21 protein-coding genes are annotated in these 22311 nt (G+C 73.9%); 13 read left to right on the forward strand and 8 right to left on the reverse strand.

Features of this window, described 5'->3' with window-relative positions; genetic code table 11:
- The first annotated feature begins 23 nt into the window (after positions 1–23).
- Positions 24–2396, forward strand: coding sequence for a molybdopterin cofactor-binding domain-containing protein (locus ACFYYT_RS02110; RefSeq protein WP_351827424.1), 2373 nt, complete (start codon positions 24–26; stop codon positions 2394–2396).
- A 15-nt stretch (positions 2397–2411) separates the two neighbouring features.
- Positions 2412–2867: a (2Fe-2S)-binding protein gene (locus tag ACFYYT_RS02115; RefSeq protein ID WP_351827421.1), complete on the forward strand. Its 456-nt coding sequence runs from the start codon at positions 2412–2414 to the stop codon at positions 2865–2867.
- A gap of 45 nt (positions 2868–2912) precedes the next feature.
- On the opposite strand, the gene ACFYYT_RS02120 is transcribed toward ACFYYT_RS02115, so the two are convergent.
- The gene (locus ACFYYT_RS02120; protein WP_351827419.1) at positions 2913–3326 is read right to left on the reverse strand and encodes an SHOCT domain-containing protein; all 414 of its coding nucleotides are present in this window, start codon (positions 3324–3326) and stop codon (positions 2913–2915) included.
- 152 nt (positions 3327–3478) lie between these two features.
- Here ACFYYT_RS02120 and ACFYYT_RS02125 point away from each other — a divergent pair, with 152 nt between their 5' ends.
- Entirely contained in the window at positions 3479–5410 is a 1932-nt protein-coding gene (locus tag ACFYYT_RS02125; protein WP_351827416.1) for an APC family permease, read from the forward strand.
- On the opposite strand, the gene ACFYYT_RS02130 is transcribed toward ACFYYT_RS02125, so the two are convergent.
- Positions 5337–6674 (reverse strand): helix-turn-helix domain-containing protein, encoded by a 1338-nt coding sequence (locus ACFYYT_RS02130; protein ID WP_388606779.1) that lies wholly within the window; start codon positions 6672–6674, stop codon positions 5337–5339. The genes ACFYYT_RS02125 and ACFYYT_RS02130 overlap by 74 nt on opposite strands.
- A gap of 127 nt (positions 6675–6801) precedes the next feature.
- Here ACFYYT_RS02130 and ACFYYT_RS02135 point away from each other — a divergent pair, with 127 nt between their 5' ends.
- From ACFYYT_RS02135 to ACFYYT_RS02165, 7 genes are all read left to right on the forward strand, one after another.
- A complete protein-coding gene (locus tag ACFYYT_RS02135; RefSeq protein WP_351831223.1) occupies positions 6802–7365 on the forward strand; it encodes a TetR family transcriptional regulator in 564 nt (187 codons plus the stop codon).
- Positions 7366–7603: 238 nt separating this feature from the next.
- Positions 7604–8017 carry a hypothetical protein gene (locus tag ACFYYT_RS02140; RefSeq protein ID WP_351831226.1) on the forward strand — a complete coding sequence of 138 codons (414 nt, stop codon included), beginning with the start codon at positions 7604–7606 and terminating at the stop codon, positions 8015–8017.
- Positions 8014–8778: a transcriptional regulator gene (locus ACFYYT_RS02145; RefSeq protein WP_351831228.1), complete on the forward strand. Its 765-nt coding sequence runs from the start codon at positions 8014–8016 to the stop codon at positions 8776–8778. Before ACFYYT_RS02140 ends, ACFYYT_RS02145 begins: the two co-directional genes overlap by 4 nt.
- 71 nt (positions 8779–8849) lie before the next feature.
- Positions 8850–9302: a roadblock/LC7 domain-containing protein gene (locus ACFYYT_RS02150; protein WP_351831230.1), complete on the forward strand. Its 453-nt coding sequence runs from the start codon at positions 8850–8852 to the stop codon at positions 9300–9302.
- 119 nt (positions 9303–9421) lie between these two features.
- Positions 9422–9796, forward strand: a complete 375-nt coding sequence (locus ACFYYT_RS02155; protein ID WP_351831233.1) for a hypothetical protein — start codon at positions 9422–9424, stop codon at positions 9794–9796.
- 184 nt (positions 9797–9980) lie between these two features.
- Positions 9981–13535: a bifunctional glycosyltransferase family 2 protein/CDP-glycerol:glycerophosphate glycerophosphotransferase gene (locus tag ACFYYT_RS02160; protein WP_351831234.1), complete on the forward strand. Its 3555-nt coding sequence runs from the start codon at positions 9981–9983 to the stop codon at positions 13533–13535.
- A gap of 122 nt (positions 13536–13657) precedes the next feature.
- The gene (locus ACFYYT_RS02165; protein ID WP_385321927.1) at positions 13658–14140 is read left to right on the forward strand and encodes a VOC family protein; all 483 of its coding nucleotides are present in this window, start codon (positions 13658–13660) and stop codon (positions 14138–14140) included.
- Between the two features lie 126 nt (positions 14141–14266).
- Here the strand turns inward: ACFYYT_RS02165 and ACFYYT_RS02170 are convergent, their stop codons facing one another.
- Positions 14267–15001: a Sir2 family NAD-dependent protein deacetylase gene (locus ACFYYT_RS02170; RefSeq protein WP_351831682.1), complete on the reverse strand. Its 735-nt coding sequence runs from the start codon at positions 14999–15001 to the stop codon at positions 14267–14269.
- Positions 15002–15169: 168 nt separating this feature from the next.
- On the opposite strand from ACFYYT_RS02170, the gene ACFYYT_RS02175 reads away from it, so the two are divergent.
- Entirely contained in the window at positions 15170–15616 is a 447-nt protein-coding gene (locus ACFYYT_RS02175; RefSeq protein ID WP_351831684.1) for a hypothetical protein, read from the forward strand.
- A 97-nt stretch (positions 15617–15713) separates the two neighbouring features.
- Positions 15714–16574, forward strand: a complete 861-nt coding sequence (locus ACFYYT_RS02180) for a GNAT family N-acetyltransferase (RefSeq protein ID WP_351831687.1) — start codon at positions 15714–15716, stop codon at positions 16572–16574.
- A 60-nt stretch (positions 16575–16634) separates the two neighbouring features.
- Here ACFYYT_RS02180 and ACFYYT_RS02185 read toward each other — a convergent pair whose 3' ends face one another.
- The 3 genes from ACFYYT_RS02185 to ACFYYT_RS02195 form a co-directional block, all read right to left on the reverse strand.
- Positions 16635–17078 carry a subtilase-type protease inhibitor gene (locus ACFYYT_RS02185; RefSeq protein ID WP_351831689.1) on the reverse strand — a complete coding sequence of 148 codons (444 nt, stop codon included), beginning with the start codon at positions 17076–17078 and terminating at the stop codon, positions 16635–16637.
- Between the two features lie 225 nt (positions 17079–17303).
- Entirely contained in the window at positions 17304–17765 is a 462-nt protein-coding gene (locus ACFYYT_RS02190) for a cyclic nucleotide-binding domain-containing protein (protein WP_351831692.1), read from the reverse strand.
- Positions 17766–17964: 199 nt separating this feature from the next.
- The gene (locus ACFYYT_RS02195; RefSeq protein WP_351831695.1) at positions 17965–18267 is read right to left on the reverse strand and encodes a hypothetical protein; all 303 of its coding nucleotides are present in this window, start codon (positions 18265–18267) and stop codon (positions 17965–17967) included.
- A gap of 313 nt (positions 18268–18580) precedes the next feature.
- Here ACFYYT_RS02195 and ACFYYT_RS02200 point away from each other — a divergent pair, with 313 nt between their 5' ends.
- Positions 18581–20548: a cellulase family glycosylhydrolase gene (locus ACFYYT_RS02200; protein ID WP_351829532.1), complete on the forward strand. Its 1968-nt coding sequence runs from the start codon at positions 18581–18583 to the stop codon at positions 20546–20548.
- 18 nt (positions 20549–20566) lie between these two features.
- Here ACFYYT_RS02200 and ACFYYT_RS02205 read toward each other — a convergent pair whose 3' ends face one another.
- On the reverse strand, positions 20567–21274 hold the full coding sequence (locus tag ACFYYT_RS02205) for an HAD family hydrolase (protein WP_351829535.1): 708 nt from the start codon (positions 21272–21274) through the stop codon (positions 20567–20569).
- 112 nt (positions 21275–21386) lie between these two features.
- Positions 21387–22085, reverse strand: coding sequence for a hypothetical protein (locus tag ACFYYT_RS02210; RefSeq protein ID WP_351829537.1), 699 nt, complete (start codon positions 22083–22085; stop codon positions 21387–21389).
- Positions 22086–22311 lie beyond the last annotated feature (226 nt).

The raw sequence follows: 22311 nt of genomic DNA on the forward strand, positions 1-22311 counted from the left end.
GGGCAGGGCGGGGACACGACCAGATGACCGAACAGGGCGGCGCGGCCGGACACGGCGGCGCGGACAGACCGGCCACGGCCGAACTCAGGGCCGCAGACAGGACGGGAACGGCCGGACCGGGCGGCTCCGGACCGGGCGGCTCCGGACCGGGCGGCCCCGCACCGGGCGCCGCCGGGAGCGCCACCGCGCCCGCGCGGAGCCGGCGCTCCTTCCTGACCCACCTCGTCGCGGCGCCGACCCTGGCGCTGGTCACGCGCGCCGCGGCCGACGTCCTCGCCCCCCAGCCCGCGCACGCGGTCGTTCCCAGCCTCCCCGCGATCGCCGACCTGATCGACCTCGGCGACCTGTTCATCCTGGCCGGCGCCCCCACCTCCGCCCTGCTGGCGCTCGCCGTGGACCCGGACGGCACCATCCGCTTCCGGCTGCCCCGCGAGGAGGTCGGCCAGGGCCTGACGACCGCCGTGGCCATGCTGGTCGCGGAGGAGCTCGACGCGCCCCTGGACTCCGTCCGCGTGGAACTGGACGACGCCCGCCCCGAACTGCTGTTCAACCAGCTCACCGGCTCCTCCAACGCGATCCGCTCGCTCTACGGTCCGGTCCGGCAGTGCGCCGCCACCGCCCGGGCCCGCCTGGTCGCGGCCGCCGCCGCGCGCTGGGGCCTGCCCGCGGCCCGGCTGAGCACCGCGGGCGGCGTCGTACGGGCCCCCGACGGCCGCAGTGCCGGCTACGGCTCCCTCGCCGCGGCCGCCGCCTCGCCCGCCCTGACGGTCCTCGGCGCCGCCCCCAAGCCCGCCGCGCGCCACACCCTCGTCGGCACCCCGGCCGGCCGGATCGACGCCCGCGCCATGGTCACCGGCGCGCAGCGCTACACCCTGGACCTGGACGTGCCCGGCGCCAAGCCCTGTGTGGTGCGGCGCCCGCCCACCCTCGGCGGATCCGTCCGCGCCGTCTCCAACCTCGCCGACGTCCGGGCCATGCCCGGGGTCCTGCACGTGGTGAGCGTCCCGACCGGCGTCGCCGTCGTCGCCGAGACCTTCGGCCAGGCCCTCGACGCCAAGGCCGCCCTCCAGGTCGTCTGGGGCCCCGGACCCGCGGACGGGCTCTCGGACGCGCAGATCCGTACGAAGCTGCGCGCGGCCACCCCGCCGCTGCTGGTGCCGCCGCTGCTCACCCCGTACGTGGACGCCGAGTTCGACTTCGCCTTCGTCAGCCACGCCCCGATGGAGACCAACTCCGCGATCGCCGACGTCCGCGAGGACCGGGCCGAGATCTGGTCCGGGCTCAAGTCCCCGATCGTGGCGCGCGAGACCATCGCGGCGGAGCTCGGCCTGCCGCTGGACCGGGTGAAGGTCCACGTCGTCCAGGCCGGCGGCTCCTTCGGCCGGCGGCTGTTCTTCGACGCCGCCCTGGAGGCCGCCCGGATCTCCCGGGCCTGCCGCCGCCCGGTGAAGCTGATGTGGACCCGCGTCGACGACACCCGGCACGGCCGGATGCGCCCCGCCACCCACCACAAGATCCGCGCCACCCACCTGCTCGGCGAGGTGCTCAGCTTCGAACACCGGGTCGCCGCCGCCGAGACGGACTTCCGGCACGGGCTCGGCGAGATCATCACCGCCACCGCCGCCAGCCTGCCCTCCGGCATCGGCAACGCCACCCTCGCCCAGACCCTCTTCCTGACCACGGTCAAGTCCCCGTACCACTTCGGACTGACCACCCAGGCCCTGTCCGAGGTGCCGACCGGGATCCCCACCGGGTCCTGGCGTTCGGTGTACTCGGCCAACACCCGGGGCGCCGAGGAGATCGTGGTCGACGAGCTCGCCGCCGCGACCGGCAAGGACCCGTACCGGTTCCGCCGCACCTTCCTCAAGACCGACGCCCAGCGCGCGGTCCTGGACAAGGCGGCCGCCGAGGGGGAGTGGGGCCGGGCCCTGCCGGCCGGCTGCGCGCAGGGCATCGCCTTCCACGAGGAGTACAAGTCCCGCACCGCCTGCCTGGTGGAGATCGACACCCGGGATCCGCGGCGCGCGCGGGTCACCCGGGCGGTCATCGCGGTGGACGTGGGCCTGCCCGTGAACCCGCGCGGACTGGAGGCGCAGATGATCGGCGGTCTCACCGACGCGATCTCCACCACCCTGCGGGCCGGTCTGCACCTGGACAAGGGGCTTCCCCTGGAGGGCAGTTACAGCCAGTTCCACTGGGCGCAGCAGCGCGACACCCCGCCGGACGTACGCGTCTTCGTGCTCCCGGCGACGGGGACCGAGCCGGGCGGTGCGGGCGAGCTCGGGGTGCCGGCCGCCGTCGGGGCCATCGCCAACGCCTGGGCCCGGGCCACCGGTTCCAAGCCGCGCAGTTTCCCGCTCGACTTCGACGTCGACTTCACCCCCTACCCGCGCTGACCGCTGGAGCACCCCGTGCCTTCCCACACCTTCACCGTCAACGGGCGCAGCGTCACCGTCGACGCGCCCGATTCCATGCCCCTGCTGTGGGTGCTCCGCGACCTGCTGGGCGTCACCGGTCCCAAGTACGGCTGCGGGGTGGACGTCTGCAAGGCCTGCACCAGCCACCTCGACGGCGCCGACGTCAGGCCCTGCGTCGTGCCGGTCTCCGCCTGTGCGGGCAAGGAGGTCACCACCATCGAGGGCCTGGCCGACGGGGACACCCTGCATCCGGTGCAGGAGGCCTGGCTGGAGCAGGACGTGGCCCAGTGCGGGTACTGCCAGCCGGGCCAGATCATGGCGGCCGTGGCCCTGCTGAAGCGGACCCCGGAGCCCACGGACGCCGACATCGACGCCATCGCCAACATCTGCCGGTGCGGAACCTACTTCCGCATCCGCGAGGCCATCCGCAGCGCCGCCGCCCGGATGTGAGGGCCGCGGCCCCGGACCCGGGCGGCGGGGCCGGGGCCACGGTGCTCAGGCCAGCAGCTTCTGCTTGGCCTGCTGGAACTCGGCCTCGGTCAGGTCGCCCTTCGCCTTGAGCTCGGAGAGCCGGGCGAGTTCGGCCGTGGTGTTCTTGCCGGTGGTCCCGGCGGTCTCGCGGATGTAGCTGTTGAGTGCCTCCTGCTGTTCCTGCGCGTGTTTGATCTCGCGCCGGCCCATGTTCTTGCCCCGGGCGATCACGTAGACCAGGACGCCCAGGAACGGGATGAGCAGGAGGAACAGCAGCCACACGGCCTTGAGCCAGCCGTTCATCTCGTGGTCACGGAAGAGGTCCACGATGATCCGGAAGAGCAGGATCAGCCACAGGACCCAGAGGAAGATCCACATCACGGTCCAGAAGGCACCCAGGACCGGGTAGTCGTAGGCCAGGTAGACGGATGCGTCCATGGCCGCCCTCCTTCGGTCGGGCGGCCGCCCGTGCCCGAAGCGCGTGGGCGGCCGATGTGATCACCATCGCAGCGGCCCCGCAAGATCGCCACTGGGCCGAACGGACCGGTAGGTTCCCCGCAAACCGGTCGTAAATGGACGATCATGCCGGAATGAGGCGTATCAATCTGAAACGCATGCTGGTCGGTGAGCCCCTGGACACCGCGCGCCTGGGCGAGACCCTGCTGCCCAAACGGCTCGCCCTGCCCATCTTCTGCAGCGACCCGCTCTCCTCGGTGGCCTACGCCACGGAGGAGATCCTCCTGATCCTCGCCCTCGGCGGGGTCGCGCTGCTCCACCTGGCGTGGTATGCGGCCGCCGCCATCGTCTTCCTGCTGGTCGTCGTCATCGCCTCCTACCGGCAGACCTGCCACGCCTACCCCGGTGGCGGGGGCGCGTACGTCGTCAGCTCCGAGAACCTCGGCCCGACCGCCGCCCTCACCGCGGCCAGCGCCCTCCTCGTCGACTACGTGATGACCGTCGCGGTCTCCGTGGTCTCCGGGGTGGCCGCCATCACCTCCGCGATCCCCTCCCTCAGCGACCACCAAGTCGCCCTGTCCGTCGCCTTCGTGGTGCTGCTCACCCTCATGAACCTGCGCGGCGTCCGGGAGTCGGGCCGGGTCTTCGCCATCCCCACCTACGGCTTCGTCCTCGTCATCTACGTGATGTTCGCCTTCGCCGCCGTCCGCCTCGCGACCGGCGACACCATCCGGGCCGAGTCCGCCCACCTGCCCATCACCGCCGTCGGCACCTACACCGGCTTCGCGGTGGTCCTCCTCGCCCTGCGGGCCTTCGCCTCCGGCTGCACCGCCCTCACCGGCGTCGAGGCCATCAGCAACGGCGTCCCCGCCTTCGCGAAGCCCAAGGCGAAGAACGCGGCCACGACCCTCGCCGTGATGGGCGTCCTGTCCGTGACGATGTTCGCCGGCATCACCGTCCTCGCCATGTCCTACCAGGTGCACGTCGCGGCCGACCCCACCGAACTCGGACTGCCCCCCGGCACCCCGATGTCCACCGCGCTCGCCCAGATCGGCCGCGCCACCTTCGGGGGCTGGCACTTCCTCTTCTACCTGCTCCAGGCCGTCACCGCCGGAGTGCTGGTCCTCGCCGCGAACACCGCCTTCAACGGCTTCCCCATGCTCGCCTCGATCCTCGCCAAGGACCGCTACGCGCCCCGCCAGCTCGCCAACCGCGGCGACCGGCTCGTCTACTCCAACGGCGTCGTCCTGCTCGCCCTCGCCGCCATCGCCCTGATCGTCGCCTTCGACGCCGAACTGACCCGCCTCATCCAGCTCTACATCATCGGCGTCTTCGTCTCCTTCACCCTCTCCCAGGCAGGGATGGTCCGGCACTGGCGCCGCGCGCTCGCCTCACCGGCCACGCCCCGGGAGGAACGGGTCCACATCCACCGCCGGCTCGCCATCAACGCGATCGGCGCCACCATGACCGCCGTCGTGCTGGTCATCGTCCTCATCACCAAGTTCACGCACGGCGCCTGGCTGGTCGTCATCGCCATGCCCGCCCTGTTCATCGGCATGAAGGGCGTCCGCCGCCACTACGACACGGTCGCCCGGCAGGTGTCCGTCGCCCCCGGCGTCAGACCCCGCAAGCCCGCCCGCCACCACGTCATCGTCCTCGTCGCCTCCGTCCACGCCCCCACCCTCAAGGCCCTCGGCTACGCCCAGGGGCTGCGGCCCGACACCCTGACCGCGCTCTCGGTGGCCGCGGACGAGCAGGAGGCGGACCGGCTGCGGGCGGCGTGGGCCGAGCACGACCCGGGGATCGCGCTGAAGATCCTGCACTCGCCCTACCGCGAAGTGGTCGCCCCGGTGATGGCGTACGTGGAGGAAGAGGCCGCCGCCGAGGGCACGGACATGCTCTCGGTCGTCATCCCCGAGTACGTCGTCGGCCACTGGTGGGAACAGCCCCTGCACAACCAGAACGCCCTCCGGCTCAAGGCGCGGCTGCTGTTCACCCCGGGGGTCGCGGTGATCGACGTGCCGTACCTGCTGGAGTCGGCCCAGCAGCAGCCGCAGGAGGCGTAGCGGGGGCGGGGGCGGGGGTTGTGGCCGTGGCCGCGCGCTGGCGGACCGCCGCGTGGGCCAGGGCCAGCTCCACCACGTGCGCCGGGTCCGACAGGGCCCGGCCCGTGAGCCGCTCCAGGCGCCGCAGCCGGTTGGAGACCGTGTTGCGGTGGCAGTACAGCCGCTGCGCCGCGTACGTGGTCGAGCCCCGGCAGGCCAGCCAGGTGCCCAGTGTGTCCAGCAGCACCCGGCCGTCCTCCGGGGGCAGGGCCAGGACCGGCCCCAGCACCACCCGGCGCAGCCGGGCCGCGAGTTCGGGGTCGGACGCCACCAGCGCCGCCGGCAGCCGCTCGTCGAGCAGCGCGGTCCCGGGCCCGGACGCCGCCGGGGCGGTGCGCAGGGCGAGGGCCGCGAGCCGCCGGGCCCCGGCCAGCTCGGCCGGGGCCGCCACGACCGGGCTGACCCCGGCGCGCACCGCGAGCGGTCCGAGGAAGGCGCGCAGCGACTCCAACGGATGGTGGCCCAGCTCCGCGAGGCCGGTCTCCCCGTCGGCGCGCACCCGCCACCACACGCGGGGCCCGTCGCCGGCGCCGCCCGCTCCGGGCCCGGCCCCGCCCGCGCCCGGCCCGCCTGCCGCGAGCCCGCCCGCCGGGTTGCCGTCCGCAGCGGCTCCGCGCGCCCCCGCCGGGCCGGGCGCCGCGAGGACGATCACGGCGAAGCGGCCCCGCTCGGGCAGGCCCAGCCGGGCGGCCGCCGCCGTGGCCGCGCCCTCCGCCGCCGGGCCGCCGCCGTCGAGCAGGGTGTCGAGCAGGGCCGCGCGCAGCTCGCGGTCGCGCTCGCCCCGCTCGGCCTCCACCCGCAGGTACGCCTCCGACGCGGCGTCGGCCATCTGGTCCAGTACGTCCCACAGCACCACCGCCCCCGGCAGCAGCCGCGGCAGCTCCGCCCGGTCGTGCGCGGCCACCGCCTCCGTCAGGGACTGCCACAACAGCCGCCCGCCGTACCGGTAGGTCCGCCGCACGGAGGCGAGCGGCACCCCCTGCCCGGCCCGCAGGGCACCGGTGGCCCGGGCGTCGGCCAGTTCGGCCGGCAGCCCCCGGGCGCCGCGGACCAGGCCCTCGACGGCCTGGCTCAGGGTGAGGTGGATCCGCTCGCGCAGTTCGGCCCGCCCGAGCAGGGCGGCGTAGGCGGGATCCTCGGTCAGCGTCCGGTCGGTGAGCCGGTCCGCCGCGACGGCGATCCGGCGGTTCAGGTCCTCGCGTATCTCCTCGATGATCCGCTCCATGACGGGCAGCGTGACACGGGCGAGGGGGCGCGGGGGAGGGTCCGGGGGCGCGAAGGTCCGCTAGCGTGTGCTGAGCACTGCGCATGCAGTGCTTTCGAGACGGCAGCCACGACCCCCGGGATCCCCCATGCGCCAGAATCCGCAACGCCGCGCCGCGCTCCTCGACGCCGCCATCGAAGTCATGGCGCGCGAGGGCTCGCGGGGCCTGACGCTGCGCGCCGTGGACAAGGAGGCCGGGGTCCCGACCGGCACCGCCTCCAACTACTTCGCCCACCGCGGCCAGCTGCTGGTGCAGATCCTGCACCGCACCCGCGAACGGCTCGCCCCCGGCCCCGCCGAGCTGGAGGGCCCGCTCGACACCGAGGAGCTCCTGCGCCGGCTGCTGGCCCGGATGCGCCGCGAACGCAGCGTGCAGATCGCCGTGCTGGAGCTGCGGCTGGAGGCCACCCGGCGGCCCGAACTCCACGAGGAACTGGCGCGGTTCCTCGGCGCGGAGCTGGAGGAGAACATCGCCGGGCACCTGGACGCGGGCCTGCCGGGGGACCGGGACGGCGTGCTGCTGCTCTACTTCGCCATGCTCGGCCTGCACCTGGACGACCTCACCCTCCCGGCGATGGCGGCCGCCCACCCGGCGGACCACCTCATCGGGGTGATGGTGGAGCGCCTGCTCCCGCACCGGCCCGCCGGCTGACGCCCCGGCCGGACTCCGTTTCGGGCAGGATGGGAGCGGGAGAACGGTCCCGATCGCTCCCCCGATCGCACTCTTGATCAAAAACGGATGCGATCCGGCCAAGCTGCCACGCGGTAACGCGCATGTTCCAGCGGAAAATGCCAGAACGCCCTTCCGCAGAGTGGAACTTGAGTAAGTTCCCTTCTTGTCGCGCCGTACGACCGTGCACACAGCACGTGCGGCCGGGAGGGGAGCCCGCGTGCCCGGGATCGACGAATGCCTGCTCGAAGCCATGGCCCTGCCTGGTGCGCGTGGGGCCGCGCTGGTCGACTGGAGCAGCGGACTGGCCCTCGGCACCGCCGGGGACTCACCCGTCGGTGACCACGAGACCACCGCCGCCGAGACCGCCGAACTGGCCCGGGCGGCCGCCGAGTACGAGTCCTTCGCACCGGCGGCGGGCGAACCCGGATCCAGCGGCGGCCCCCCGGCCTCCGGACCCCCCGTAGAGGACCTGATCGTCACCACCCGCTCCGGCTACCACGTGCTCCGCTTCGTCGACACGAGCTTCGACAGCAGTGTCTTCCTCCACTTGTGGCTGGACCGGACCGACGGCAACCTCGCCCTCGCCCGTCACAGACTCCGCGCACTGGCCGAAGGACTCGTGCTCAGATGACCACCGCCGTCTCCCCGCTGCTCACCCGCCTCGCCGCCGAACGCGCCACCGGCGCCCTGCTCCGCGACCGCGGCACCCTCTTCCTGGAGGACGGCCGCATCGTCCACGCCGAGAGCCCCGCCACCCCGGGTCTCGACGTGCTGCTCACCACCGGCGGCGGACTCGCCCCCGAGCGCTGGAAGGAGGCCGTGAACCAGGCCGGTGCCCGCCGCCAGGTCGCCCGCTTCCTCGTCGACAGCGGCGGCCTCGCCGGGGGCGAGCTGGAGATCTGCCACCTCGCCGCGATCTTCGACGCCGCCTTCTTCGCCCTCTCCCCGGGCAGCGGGCCCTCCCGCTTCCGCCGGGGCGCCACCCACTGGATCGGCTCGGTCCGCTCCGTCCCGGCGGCCGCCGTCGAACGCGAGACCAGCCGCCGCCGCGAACTGCTCGACGCCGTGTGGCCGTATCCGCTGCTGGACATCTCCCCGGTCGTGCCCCGCCGGGCCGCGCCCGGGCAGACCGTCACCGCCCGGCAGCGGACCCTGCTCGCCCAGGCGGACGGCGTACGGACCCCCGCGGACCTGGCCTGGGCGCTCGGCCGGCCCGCCTTCCACACCCTGCTCGACGTACGAAGACTCGCCGCCGCCGGGCTGGTCGAGACTCCGCACACCCGGCCGGTCCCGCTGCCGGCCCCACCCCTGCCCGCCTGGATCACCGAGGCCCAATCCCCGGACGTGGCTCTGCTCCGCCGGTTACGCGACGCACTGGAGGCAAGTCTGTGAGGCTCCCGCTGCGACCGGTTCTGCGAGCCGACCGCTCCGAGCGGAGGCTGCCCGAAGGGAGGAGCGCCGACATGAGTACGGCGATGGTGCCCGCCGAAGCCGAAGCCGAGATACTCGCCGAGCTCCGCCGGCTGCGGGCCCGGGTGCCCCAGCTCACCGGAGCCCTCGCCGCGAGCGCCGACGGACTGGTGCTCGCCCAGGACAGTGCCGCCACCGAGGCAGAGTCCGTCGCCGCGCTGACCGCCGCCGCCCTCGGCGTGGCCCAGCGGCTCAGCGACTGCACCGGCCAGGGCGGCTTCCGCGAACTGCTGGTGCGCGGTGAGCACGGGTACGTCGCCACCTATGCCGCGGGTGACGCGGCGGTCCTGACCCTGATCGCGGAACCGCGCGTCAACGTCGGCCGCCTGCACCTGGAGGCCCGCCGCTCCAGCCTGCGGATCACCGAGCTCATCGACCACAGCCTGGGACGGCGCGGGCCCGGCAGGATCCCGCCGCCCCCCGCCGCGATCGGACCGGCGTCCTGACCCCGTTCCCGTACCCCTCCTCCTTCCTTCCGCTCTTCTTCCGTCTTCTCGCCCAGCAAACGACAGCACGCCCGTCCGTCCCGACCCGGGACGGGGCACAGCAGAAAGAGGAACCCCTCATGGTCAACGTCGAGACCGCCCTCAAGGAAGCCACCAACACCATCGACGGAGCCATCGGCGCCGCCCTCGTCGACTACGGCAGCGGCATGGCCCTCGGCACCATCGGCGGCAGCAAGGAACTGGACCTTTCGGTCGCCGCGGCCGGCAACACCGACGTGGTCCGCGCCAAGGTCCGCGCGATGGAGATGCTCGGCCTGAACGACGAGATCGAGGACATCCTGATCACGCTCGGGAGTCAGTACCACCTGATCCGGCTGATGAAGGCGAGGGGCTCCAGCGGTTTCTTCCTCTACCTCGCGCTCGACCGCGGCCGGGCCAACCTCGCCATGGCCAGGCACCAGCTGAAGAAGATCGAGGCCGACCTGGAGATCTGAGGAGTCCGAGGGGGCCGCGACGGCGCGGTGGCGGGCGGTCGAATTCTTTGCCGTCCGCCCCGGCGACCCCCAGGCATATGTCCGAGATGGGCGGACTTTATCATCCTGTTACAGAGTAAGATGCTGTAATCAGCTGATCATCAACTCATCGACAAAGCAAAAAACGCTGGAGAACCCGCCACCCATGCCCCCGCGCCTGAGCATCGTCGTCCCTGTCTACAACGTCGAGCTCTACCTCGACGAGTGCCTGGAGTCCATCGCAGCTCAGACGTTCGACGACTTCGAGGTCGTGATCGTCGACGACGGGTCCACCGACACGAGCGCCGCCCTCGCGCAGGCGTTCGCGGAGCGTGACAAACGGTTCCGGGTGGTCCTCCAGAAGAACGCGGGCCTGGGCGCCGCACGGAACGTCGGCTTCCGGCACGCCGCCGAGGGCGCCGAGTACGTGGCCTTCGTCGACAGCGACGACACCATGCCCCCGTACGCGTACGAGCGCCTGATCGCGGCCCTCGACGAGACCGGCTCCGACTTCGCCGCCGGCAACGTCAGGCGCTTCCGCTCCGTCGGCATGCAGCAGTCCTGGGGCCACCGGCTCGCATTCGCGAACACGCGCCTCAAGACCCACATCTCCAAGTTCCCGGCGCTGGTCACCGACCGCACCGCGTGGAACAAGGTCTACCGGCGCAGCTTCTGGGACGAGCACGGCTTCGCCTACCCGGAGGGCATCCTCTACGAGGACGCCCCCGTCAGCATCCCCGCCCACTACTTCGCCAAGAGCGTCGACGTGATCGGCGACGTCGTCTACCACTGGCGGGTCCGCGAAACCGGAGAGCGCTCCATCACCCAGCGCTCCACCGACCCGGTCTCCGTCATCGACCGCGTCACCTCCGTCCGCCTGGTCCGCGAGGCCCTCCTCGCCAAGTCCGGCGAGAAGTACGCCCGCTACCTGCGCGAGTACGACCGCAACGTGCTGAGCGAGGAACTCCCGCTCATCTACAAGTACGTCGCCGAAGGCGGCCCGGACTTCCGCGCGGCCTTCGTCAAGGAGGTCGGCGGCCTCATCCGCGAGATCGGCACCGACCCCTGGAGCGACCTCACCGTCGCCGACCGGCTCAAGGCGTACCTGGCCCGCGAGGGCCGCGTAGAGGAGTTCATCGCCCTCCAGCGCCACCAGCGGGACTTCACCTACAGCGTGCCCGTCAAGGGACTGGCCCGCCCGCAGGCCGACTACCCCTTCCTCAAGGCACCCGTCCCGGCCAGGCTGCTCACCCTCGGCCCGCGCGAGCGCCGCGTCGTGAGCCGGCTGGAGCAGGCCGCGTGGAGCGACGGCAAACTGCTGCTGCGCGGCTACGCCCTGCCCGGGCACATGGGCGCGGAGAGCCGCCTCGGCTCCCGCAAGATGCTGATCTTCCGCGAGAACGGCAAGCGCCGCCGCACCGTCGTCAGCACCCGTACCGTCGCCTCCCCGATGGCCACCGTCAACAGCCCGCACCTCGCCCTGCGGCACGCGGACTGGGCGGGCTTCAGCGCCGTCGTCGACCCCACCGTCTTCCAGTCGGGCGGCAAGTGGCGCGAGGGCATATGGTCCACCTCCATCGCCGTCACCGGCCCCGGAGGCCTGCACCGGGCCCGCCTCAAGGGCGGCGAGCACGACAGCGCCCTCACCCCGCCCGCGTACTGGGCCACCCCCGACGTCCGGATCCTGCCGACCGTCAACAACGTCCTCACCGTCCAGGTCGAAATCGTCCGCGCCCGTGTCCTGGACGTCCGCGCCGCCGACGGGGACACCCTGGAGCTGACGGGCGAGCTGGCCGCCGAGGTCGGCGCGGACGCCACCCTCCAGGCCAAGCACGCCGGGACCGTCCTCACCTTCCCGCTCACCACCGCCCCCGCCCGCCCCGGCGGCCGGATCCCCTTCACCGCCGTCGTCCCGCTGGCCGCCCTGGGCGCCGTACCCCAGCGGGAACCCGGGACGTGGAGCCCCGAGCCCTGGAACCTGTCCGTGGTCCGCGGCGACGGCACCCGCCACCCCGTCGCACACGACGAACGCGGCGGCTTCACCGGCCTGGTGGTCCCCCTCCCCGGCGACCCCGGGGAACGCACCGTCTACGCCAAGCGGGGCATGAGCGGCCACCTGATCCTCTCCGTCCAGCCCTCGCCGCCGCGGGTCGACACGGTCAGCGCCCGGGAGGGCACCCTGACCCTCCGGGGCAGCTTCCGCGCGCCCGCCTCCACGGCCGGTGAACCGTACGAGCTGGTCCTCCACAACCAGTACGGCATGGAGTTCAGCTACCCCGTCACCCGCGACGGCGACCGCTTCGAGGCCTCCTTCGAGCCCGTCCTGCCCGAGCCGTACGCCGGCCGCACCACCCTGCCCCAGGGCCGCTGGTGGCCCACGCTGCGCCCGGTCGCCCGGGGTGGCGCCACCGCCGGGCTCCTCGGCGTCGACCGCGGGGTGCACGTACAGCTCTCCGCGTCCGTCATGGCCTCCGGACCGCACGCGATCACCGTCCTCGGCCGCCGGATGCGCGTCGAAGCCCGCCTCCACGACCGGATGGCGCTGGTCGCCGACCCGCTCCTGAGCCCGCACGACCGCTCCGCCTACGCCCAGCGCGTCGCGCGCGACGTGACCTACCCGGCCCAGCGCGCCCTGCCGGTCAAGGACATGGTCGTCTACGACACCTTCCAGGGGAACGGCGCCGGCGACTCCCCCCGCGCCATCCACGAGGAACTCCTGCGCCGCGGCGAGAAGCTGGAGCACGTCTGGCTGGTGCGCGACGGCCGCGCCGAGGTCCCGCCGACCGCGCGCGCCGTCCAGTACGGCAGCCTGGAGGCCTGGGACGTACTGGCCCGCGCCCGCTACTACGTCGTCAACGACAGCGTGCCGCTGCCCTTCTTCCGCCGCCCGGGCCAGACCGTCGTCCAGACCTGGCACGGCACGCCGCTCAAGCAGATCGGCTACGACTTCACGCACGACTACTACACCAGCCCCGAGGTCCTGGAGGGGCTCCGGCACGACAGCGCCCAGTGGTCGCTGCTCGCCTCCCCGAGCTCGTACGCCACCCCCGTCCTCCAGCGGGCCCTCGGCTACGACGGCCCCGTCGTGGAGGCCGGCAGCCCGCGCGCCGACGCCCTGGTGCGCCCGGACGCGGCGCGGATCGCGGAGGTCCGCCGCCGGCTCGGCCTGCCGGAGGGCAAGAAGGTCGTCCTCTACCTGCCCACCTGGCGCGAGAACCGCCTCGGCTGGACCGGCGGCTACAAGCTCGACCTGCGCATCGACCTGGACGCCGCCCGCCGCGAGCTCGGCGAGGACCACGTGCTGCTGGTGCGCGGCCACCACAAGGTGGGGGAACAGGTCCGCGACGGCGTCCGCGACGGCTTCGTCGTCGACGTCTCGCGCTGGCCCGACACCACCGACCTGCTGCTCGTCGCCGACGTGCTGATCTCGGACTACTCCTCCGCGCTCTTCGACTTCGCGCTGACCGACCGGCCGATCCTGCTGTTCGCGTACGACCTGGAGCACTACCGCGACACCCTGCGCGGCTTCACCTTCGACCTGGAGGCCAAGGCCCCCGGACCGCTGCTGAAGGATTCCGCGAGCCTGATCGCGGCGGTGCGCGACGCCGACGCGGTGGGCGCCGAGTACGCCGCTGCGCGGGAGGCGTTCCGCGCCGAGTTCTGCGACCTGGACGACGGCCGGGCCACCGAGCGGGTCGTCGACCGCATGCTCGCCATGTAGCCCGCCGGGGTGAACGTACGGACCGGTTCCGCGGCCGCCGATGAGTTCTGGGCGCGGAACCTGTCTGTAGGGATGGGGACGGCAGCCGCCGCCCCGCACGCTCACCCCCTCGGGAGGCAGTCATGGCCGGCAAGGGTTTCACCACCTGTCTGTGGTTCGACGGCGACGCGGAGGCCGCCGCCGACTTCTACCTGTCCGTGTTCAAGGACGGGAAGCGCGGCCGGACCGGCCACTACACCGCGGAAGGCCCGGGGCAGCCGGGTGCGGTGATGGTCGTCGAGTTCGAGATCAACGGGCAGAGCTTCATGGGCCTCAACGGCGGCCCGCAGTTCACCTTCTCCGAGGCCGTCTCCTTCCAGATCCGCTGTGCGGACGACGCGGAGGCGGACTACTACTACGAGGCCCTGACCAGGGACGGCGGCGAGGAGTCGGCCTGCGGCTGGGTGAAGGACAAGTTCGGGGTGTCCTGGCAGGTCACGCCGGAGGAGGCCATCGACCTGCTCAGCGACCCCGACCCGGGGCGGGCCGCCCGCGCGACCGCCGCCATGATGAAGATGGAGAAGCTGGACGTGGCGGAGATGCGGCGCGCGGCCGACGCCGCCTGAGACCGGCGGCCGGCGGCCGGCGCCCGCCGGGCCCGGCCCGGCCGCCGGCCGGACGGCTCCGGTTCAGGCGGGTCCGGGCCCACGCGGCTCCGGCTCAGGCGGGTCCGGGCCCACGTGGCTCCGGGGTCAGGCGGCGCCGGCCGAGAGGCGGGTCAGCAGGGCCGGCAGGGCGGTGCCGATCGGCTCGCGGACGATCTCGTCGGCCAGCGCGTCGTACGGGGTCTCCTCGGCGTTCACGATGATCAGACGGGCCCCCGCCTCCGCCGCCATCCCGGCGAGCGAGGCGGCGGGCTGCACCTGGAGGGTCGATCCGACGGCGAGGAAGACCTCGCACCCCTTGGCCACGGCCACCGCTCGCGCCAGCACCTCCGGGTCGAGCCGCTCGCCGAACATCACGGTCGCCGTCTTCAGGATCCCGCCGCAGGCCGTACAGGCCGGGTCGGGCTCCCCGGCGGCGACCCGGGCCAGCGCCTCGTCCAGCCCCGTCCGTGCGTGGCAGGCGGTACAGACCACCGACCGCGCGGACCCGTGCAGTTCGAACACCTTCCGCGCCGGCATCCCGGCGAGCTGGTGCAGCCCGTCCACGTTCTGGGTGATCACCCGGACCGGAGTGCCACCGCGCTCGAGCTCGGCGACCGCCAGGTGCGCCGCGTTCGGGCGCGGCGCGGCCGCCCAGACCTCGGCGCGCATGAGCCAGGACCGGCGGCGGATCTCCGGATCGGCCATGTAGTACGCGTACGTCACGAGCTTCTCGGCGTCGGGTTCGCGGCGCCACAGGCCCTGCGGCCCCCGATAGTCCGGGATCCCCGAATCGGTGGACATCCCGGCCCCACTGAACACTGCTACGAGCGGCTTCCCCATGCGCCGACCCTACGCAGCCCCCCGCGCGGCCCGCGACCGCATTTCGCGGGGTCCGGGGCCGGTCGGCGCAGGCGGAGGCACGTTCCTGCGGTGAATCTCCGCGCCCACCGGAGTGAGCCCCCGCCGCGCCCCTGCCGGTGCGGGCGGGCGAGCCGCTAGAACCCGGACATGACGCTCACGCCCCGCCGCTCCGGCGCGCTGCTCCTCATCCTGTCCGCGCTCCTGTCCGCCCTCCTCGCGTCCCCGTCCCGGGCGGCCGCCCCCGCCGATCCGGGGCCGCTGCGCCACCACCACCTGCACAGCGCCAAGGAGATCGAACGCTTCCTCCACTCCTTCTACCGCCAGCACGGGCCCACCGAGCAGGACCGTGCCCTGCGGATCTCGCAGCAGCTGAGCGAGAAGCAGGACCGCACCCCCGACTTCGACGAGCTGCTCTGCGCCCAGGACCTGCCGCGGCACATCACCGTCGGCCCGGCCACCGTGCTCCTGACAGCGCGCGTCGGCTGGGCCACCGTCACCACCGTCTGGGGATCGGGGAAGACCGACACCTTCACCGCCTACGTGCGCCTGGACTCCGTGCCGATCCAGCTCGACGACGTGATCTGCGCGGGCTGAGCCCCGCACGGGCCCGAACTGAGCTCGCGCGCACGGTTCCTGACGGCCGGTCGGGCACTCCTGCGGCGGCCGCGCCCCTTCTGGTACAACACCGGACATGACGGGACTTGAGATCGCCGCCGCGAGCGCGGCCGACATGGAAATGCTCCGCGGCTGGGCCGAGGCGGAAGCCTGGAACCCGGGGGACACCGACCGCTTCGCCTTCGCGGTCGCCGACCCGGCGGGCTTCCTCGTCGGCCGGCTCGGCGGGGATCCGGTGGCCTGCGTCTCCGCCGTCCGCTACGGGGACGCGCACGGCTTCATCGGCCACTACATCGTCCGCCCCGACCTGCGCGGCCGGGGGTACGGGATCCAGGTGTGGAACGCCGCCACCGAGCGGCTGGCCGGACGGCTCACCGGGCTGGACGGGGTGGTCGAGCAGCAGGACAACTACCGCCGGTCCGGGTTCCGTTCCGCCTGGACGAACCTCCGCTTCGAGGGGGTGCCGCGGCCCGCCGGGGACGACGACGGCGGGGACGGCGCAGGGGTGGAGACCGTCGACGCGGCCTCGCTGCCGTTCGCACGGCTCGCCGCCTACGACCGCCGCTTCTTCCCGGCCCCCCGCGACGCGTTCCTCTCCGCCTGGACCTCCCTGCCCGGCCGGACCGCCCTGGCCGCCGTCCGGGACGGGCGGATCGAGGGCCTCGGCGTGATCCGGCCCTGCGCCGGCGCCTCCCGGATCGGCCCGCTCTACGCGGCCGCCCCGGAGGTCGCCGCCGCCCTCGTGCGGCGGCTCGCCGGGTACGCCCCCGGAGGGGAGGTGTCCGTGGACGCACCCGACGTCAACCCGGCCGCGGCCGCCCTGCTGGCCGGGCTCGGGCTCGTGCCGTCCTTCGAGACGGCCCGCATGTACACCGGCCCGGCGCCCGAGGTGGACACCGCCGGACTGTACGGGGTCACCAGCCTCGAACTCGGCTGACGGCCGGGCTCGGCCGAGGGCCGGGAGCCCTGGGGCGCCCTCGGGCGTCTTCGGGCGTCCTCAGACGCCGAACAGCATCCCGGTGCTGGCGTGCAGGCCGCACGGGTTGGCGAACGTGTAGGTGTAGCTCAGCCGGCGCCCCTGCCACACGCCGTCGGCGGTGACGGTGACCGGGTTCCACTCCCTGGTGCAGCGGATGTTCGGGCGGGGCGCGGTGAGGGGGTCCAGGGCGGGGCCGTTCGCCTTCAACTCGGCGCAGGCGGCCGCGGGGTCGGGGTGCGTGCCGCCGGGGCGGGGCGCGCACACCAGCGTCGCCGCGCGCAGCACCGTACCGTGCGCGGCGTCCGGTCCGGCCGTCACGCTGACCACGAGCGCGGACGGTGCGTACAGGGTCTGCGTACCGGTCGGAGCCGCGTCGGCGGCGCCGGTGCCGGCCAGCGCGGTGAGGGCGGTGAGCGCCATGGCTCCGGTGGCCAGTCCCAGATTCCTGGTGATGGACCGCATTTCGAACACTCCTCGGGTCGGTGTTTCGGATAACGGACGGGAGTCTTGCCGATCCGGAGCGTGAACGCTCGTTCGTACCGCTGTTTTCCGTCACTGATCGTGAGTGCGTGAGTGCAGTCCGCAGCGGCGCACCCCGCCGTGACCTGTGGGGGAACGATGCGCCGAAACGGCTGAACACGCCCCCCGGAAAGGGGTTGGCCCGCTGCGGGAGGCGTCAGGAGGCGGTCAGCGGGTCGCCCCGGAGCGGGGGGCGTAGAGGTCCAGGAGCCTGGTCCGGGTCTGCTGGAGCCGTACCGCGAGGACCCGCCCCACCCAGTGGCCGACGGCCGAACCGAAGGCGGGATCGGCGTCCATGAGCAGCCGCACGGTCGCGCCGTCGAAGGCGTAGGCCCGCACCGGGGTCATCGCCTCGGCGCTCAGCTGCCACACGTACGGCGGGAACAGCCAGGACCAGCCCACGAGCTCGCCGGGTCCCAGGCTCTCGACCGGGGCGGCCCGGCGGCCGGGCACCGGAATCTCCAGCGTCACCGTGCCGGAGCGCACGATCCAGAAGGAATCCGCCGGGGCGCCCTCGTCGAAGAGCCGTGCGCCCTCAGGGAAATTGACCTCGCGGGCCTGGGACATCAGCCGCCCGCGGTGTTCGGTGGACAGGACGGCGGAGATCCGGATGGGGGAAGGTGTGCTCACGACAGCCTCCGATCACGCCCCCCGAACCTGCTGGTCCCCCCAGTGTCGCCGAACCCGGTCCGGGATGACGGCATGCCGCGGCCCGGATCGGGGCGGGCCGGTGCGGCCGGCCGCCCGCCGCCGGTCGGGGGCGGCGGCTCCCGCTCCGGAGGGTCACCCGCAACCCGCCGGAGCAAACCATTCCGGCCGGGTTCGGGAGCTACTCCTCGGCGTTGGCCTCCAGGCAGGCCAGCTCCATCGCGTCGAGCACCGCCTCGTGGCTGCGCCGGCTGAGCTCCGCGACGTTCTCGATCTGCGCCGTCGCCCAGGCGGCCAGGGTCATCACCAAAACCCGTAAGCCGTCCGTGCCGTGCTCGGCGAGGATCGCGTCGGCGACGAGCATGGCCTCCTCCGGCACCTGCTCCGGCGGCTCCAGCCCGGCCAGCCCGCGCAGCATCGCGAGCGTGCGCCGGGAGATCTCCGGGGTCATCCCCGCCAGCCGCATGTCTTCTTCCTCGTCCATCAGCCCCACCCTCCGACGCCCGTGCCGAGCCCTTGGGGCACCGTAGGCGGACCGGGCCGAGCGCGGGGCCGTTTCGGCGGCCGCCGCCGTGCGCGGGGGTGGCGCGGGCCCGCCCGGGTTGACGGGGCCGGCGCGCGCGGGCCCCGGCGCGGCGGCCGGATCCCGCCGGGTCCCGCCGGGTCCCGCCGGATCCCGCCGGATCCCGCCGGGTCCCCGCGCCGCCGTCCCGTGCCTTCCCCCGTCGGCGACCGGACGGTAACTTGTCGGCCGCAGCCGCCCGGGACCGGGGCGGCCGGAGCCGGCGGGAGCCGACATGAAGAGCCTCGTACGGGTGGTACTGAGCGCGCTGCTCCTGGCGGGCGAAGCGTTGCCCGCCGCCACGGGCAGTGCCGCGGCCGATGCCCCCGCCCCCTCCGCCTCCGCCGTTGGCCATCCGGCCCCGGCCGCGGATCCGGCGCCGGGCTCCGCCCCGGTGGACGCGCCCTGGACGCCGCCGCTGTCGACCCGGGGCCGCTACATCGTCGACGCCCAGGGCAACCGCTTCCGCCTGCGCTCCGGCAACTGGGACGGCGCCCAGGGCTCCTGGAACGGCTCCGGAGACCAGAGCGACCCCGCGAACCACCACGCGGGCCAGGACTCCCACGGCATACCCCTGGGCCTGGACCGGACCGCCCTGCCCGCCCTGCTCGCCGACTTCCGCGCCCTCGGCCTCAACAGCGTCCGGCTGCCCTTCTCCAACGAGATGCTCCACACGGCCGCCCCCGTCCCGGACGCCGCCGTCGCCGCCAACCCGGCCCTGCGCGGCCGCACCCCCCTCCAGGTCTACGACGCCGTCGTACGGGCCCTGACCGACGCCGGGTTCGCCGTCATCCTGAACAACCACACCGGCAGCACCCGCTGGTGCTGCGGCCTCGACGGCAACGAACGCTGGAACAGCGGCCGGTCGACCGCCCAGTGGGCCGACGACTGGGTCTTCCTCGCCCGCCGCTACCGCGACAACCCGCGCGTGGTCGGCGCCGACCTCTACAACGAGGTCCGCCGCGACACCTGGGACGACCCCAACTGGGGCCTGGGCGACGCCCACGACTGGCAGGCCGCCTCCCAGGAGGCCGCGGACCGGATCCTCACCGAGGCCAACCCCGGCCTGCTCATCGTCATCGAGGGCATCAACTGGACCGGCATCCCCCTCGACGGCCTCGCCCACGGCCGGCCCGCCCTCACCCCCGTCCGCGCCCTCTCCCACACCCTCGTCGTGTCCGGCAAGCTCGTCTACTCCGCCCACTTCTACGGGTACACCGGCCCCCACCACAGCGGCGCGACCGGCCTCGGCGAGACCCACGACGCCCGCTACCAGGACATGACCCCGGCCGAACTCCGCCAGACCCTCTACGACCAGGCCTTCTTCGTCTCCGCCGAAACCGGCACCCATTTCACCGCCCCCGTCTGGATCAGCGAGTTCGGCATCGGCGCCGACGAGACCGCCACCGCCCCGCGCGCCTGGTTCCAGAACTTCACCGCCGACCTCGCCGCCTCCGACGCCGACTTCGCCTACTGGCCGCTCGTCGGCTGGAGCACCACCGCACAGGGCGCCCCGGGCGGCGACAGCTGGGCCGTGCTCCGCTACGACGCCACCGGCCGCCGCAGCGGACTCCTCGACCCCGCCGACTGGCGCACCGCCCCCTGGACGGCCCTCGCCACCGCCCCCGGCCGCACCGGGCCCGTCCCCGCCACGGCCGCCTGGTACCAGCTGAGCACCGACCACCGCGACCACAACGCCTCGCTGCGCACCCGCGCCGCCGGGGACTGGGACACCGGTGCCCGCAAGGCGGTCTGCCCGGACGGCGCCCGCCTGGCGGGGCTCGGCCACACCGGTGGCCGGGGACTGTGCTCCACCTCGGACCTGCGGTCCGCCGCCCCGGGCCAGACGGTGGTCCGCGACGAGACGTACGTCCCGCCGGGCGGCGACTGGGCCGGCGGCTACACCAAACTCCAGTGCCCGGACGGGCAGTTCCTCATCGGCTACAGCCTGCGCGGCGAACGCGTCTCGGCGGCCCTGTGCGCCCCGGCCCGCGCCGCGCTGCCCGCGGGCGGCGGCCGTACGGTCTGGTTCGACCGGGGCGACAACCGCCCGGCGGCCGCCGGAGGAGGTGACTTCGCCACCGGAAGCTACAAGGGCCAGTGCGCGGCCTCCGAGTACGCGGCGGGCATCGCCTTCACCACCCGGGTCGCCGCCCGCCCGGGACCGGCCGCCCTGCTGTGCCGCCCCCTCCCGGCCGGCTGAGCCCGCCGGGGCGCACCGTCAGACCGGGCGCCCGGCCGGGATCCCCGCGTCCCCGGCCGGTCGTACCGTGTCCAGCCCCAGCAGGGCGGGCAGTTCGCGCATGTCGGTGAAGACGGTCGTGCCGGGGCCCGCCAGCGCGGAGGCCGGGGTCAGGCCGCCCGCGTAGCCCAGCGCGCGCATGCCCGCCGCGCGGGCCGCCTCGACGCCCGGCCGGCTGTCCTCGACGACCACGCACGCCGCCGGGTCGACCCCCATGCGGGCGGCGGCGTACAGGAACAGGTCGGGGGCCGGCTTGCCGCGCGGGACCTCGGTGGCGCTGTGGATACGGCCCGCGAAGCGCTCGTAGAGGCCGGTGCGGCCGAGGGTGTGGCGCATCTTCTCGTGGGAGCCGCTGGAGGCGACGCAGGTCGCCAGGGTGATCCGGTCGAGGGCCTCGGGCAGCCCGTCGACCGGGTCGAGCCCCGCGTCGACGGCCCGCGCGTGCAGCAGCGCGAAGGACTCCTCCCATGCGCGGGCCGTCTCGTCCCCGAGCCGGGCGGCCACCTGCTCGCGCACGGAGGCGCTGGAGCGTCCGATGAAGCGGCTCACCACCTCGTCCTCGGTGAGCGGCCAGCCCAGCCGCGCTCCCAGCTCCACCTGGACGCGGGCGGCGATGCGCTCGCTGTCGACGAGCACTCCGTCGCAGTCGAAGATCACCAGCTGGACGGGTTCGGTCTCCATGATCATGGAGTGCAGATTAGGCCACCCGGCGGCCTGCCCTCCAGGGCCGTGGCCCGCCTCCCGGCCCGCGCGCGGCGGGCCGGGAGGCGGACGGGGGAGTCGGCGGGGGAGCGGCGCGTCAGGTGTTGGGCGCGCACTTGAGCGTGAAGGTGAAGCTGTCCGACGCGTTGCCCACGGTGAGCGAGGCCGCGACCTGCGGCATGGCGGCGTTGGGCGCAGGGCGCCCGGGGAACTTCGCCGTGAAGGACGTCGCGGTGTCCGGGGCGGTGAACTTCACCGTCGGGACGCTCGTCTTGGCGCCGCTCCTCCAGGTCGCCTCGACGTCTCCGGTGCCGGTCCCGGTCAGCTTGCCGGTGAACACGACGTTCTGCGGCACCGCGCAGTTGACCTCCGCGGGGGTGGTCGCCGCACCCGAGATGTCCACGTCCGTGATCTTGACGGTGGTCGCGGGCACCCTGGCCGGTTTCGTACAGCCGACCGACCTGTTCTGGTTGCCGTGGTCCTGCCCCTGTCCGCCGCGGGCCTTCGCGGTGTAGTTGCCCTTCTTGACGTCCTCGGTGGTGGACTTGCCCTGCCCGTCGGTTGTGACGGTGAACTTCTCCGGACCCGTGACCGCGACGTTCTGGTTGGGCTTGAAGCCGGTCAGGGTGAGGTCGAATTCCTGGGGGTTGGTGTTGGGCGCGGCCACCAGAGCGCAGGCGGCGGCGGGGGCCGCGGCCGGGGCGGCCGGGGCCGCCGCGTGCGCCATCGTGGCGGGCATGGCGACCGCGGACACCAGGAGCGGGGTGAGCAGTGCGAAACGAGCGTGCCGATTCATGCGTTCCCTCCTCGCGGGGAAAGCATCGGGTGGGAGGTGCGGACATCGCGGTGGCGCGCGCCATCGGCGCGGAGCCGTACCGGGCCCTCGCCGGAGCCGGTCCGCGTACGGCGACCCCGGGGCCTGGACATCCTTTTTCACCCTATCCCCGCAGCCGGGCCCCAGCACCTCGAGTGGCCGCGCCCCGCCGCGTTCGGCATGAGATGCGTCAAGTGCGATGTCCGGG

It is taken from the genome of Streptomyces sp. NPDC002032 (assembly GCF_042890765.1).
Lineage (GTDB): Bacteria > Actinomycetota > Actinomycetes > Streptomycetales > Streptomycetaceae > Streptomyces.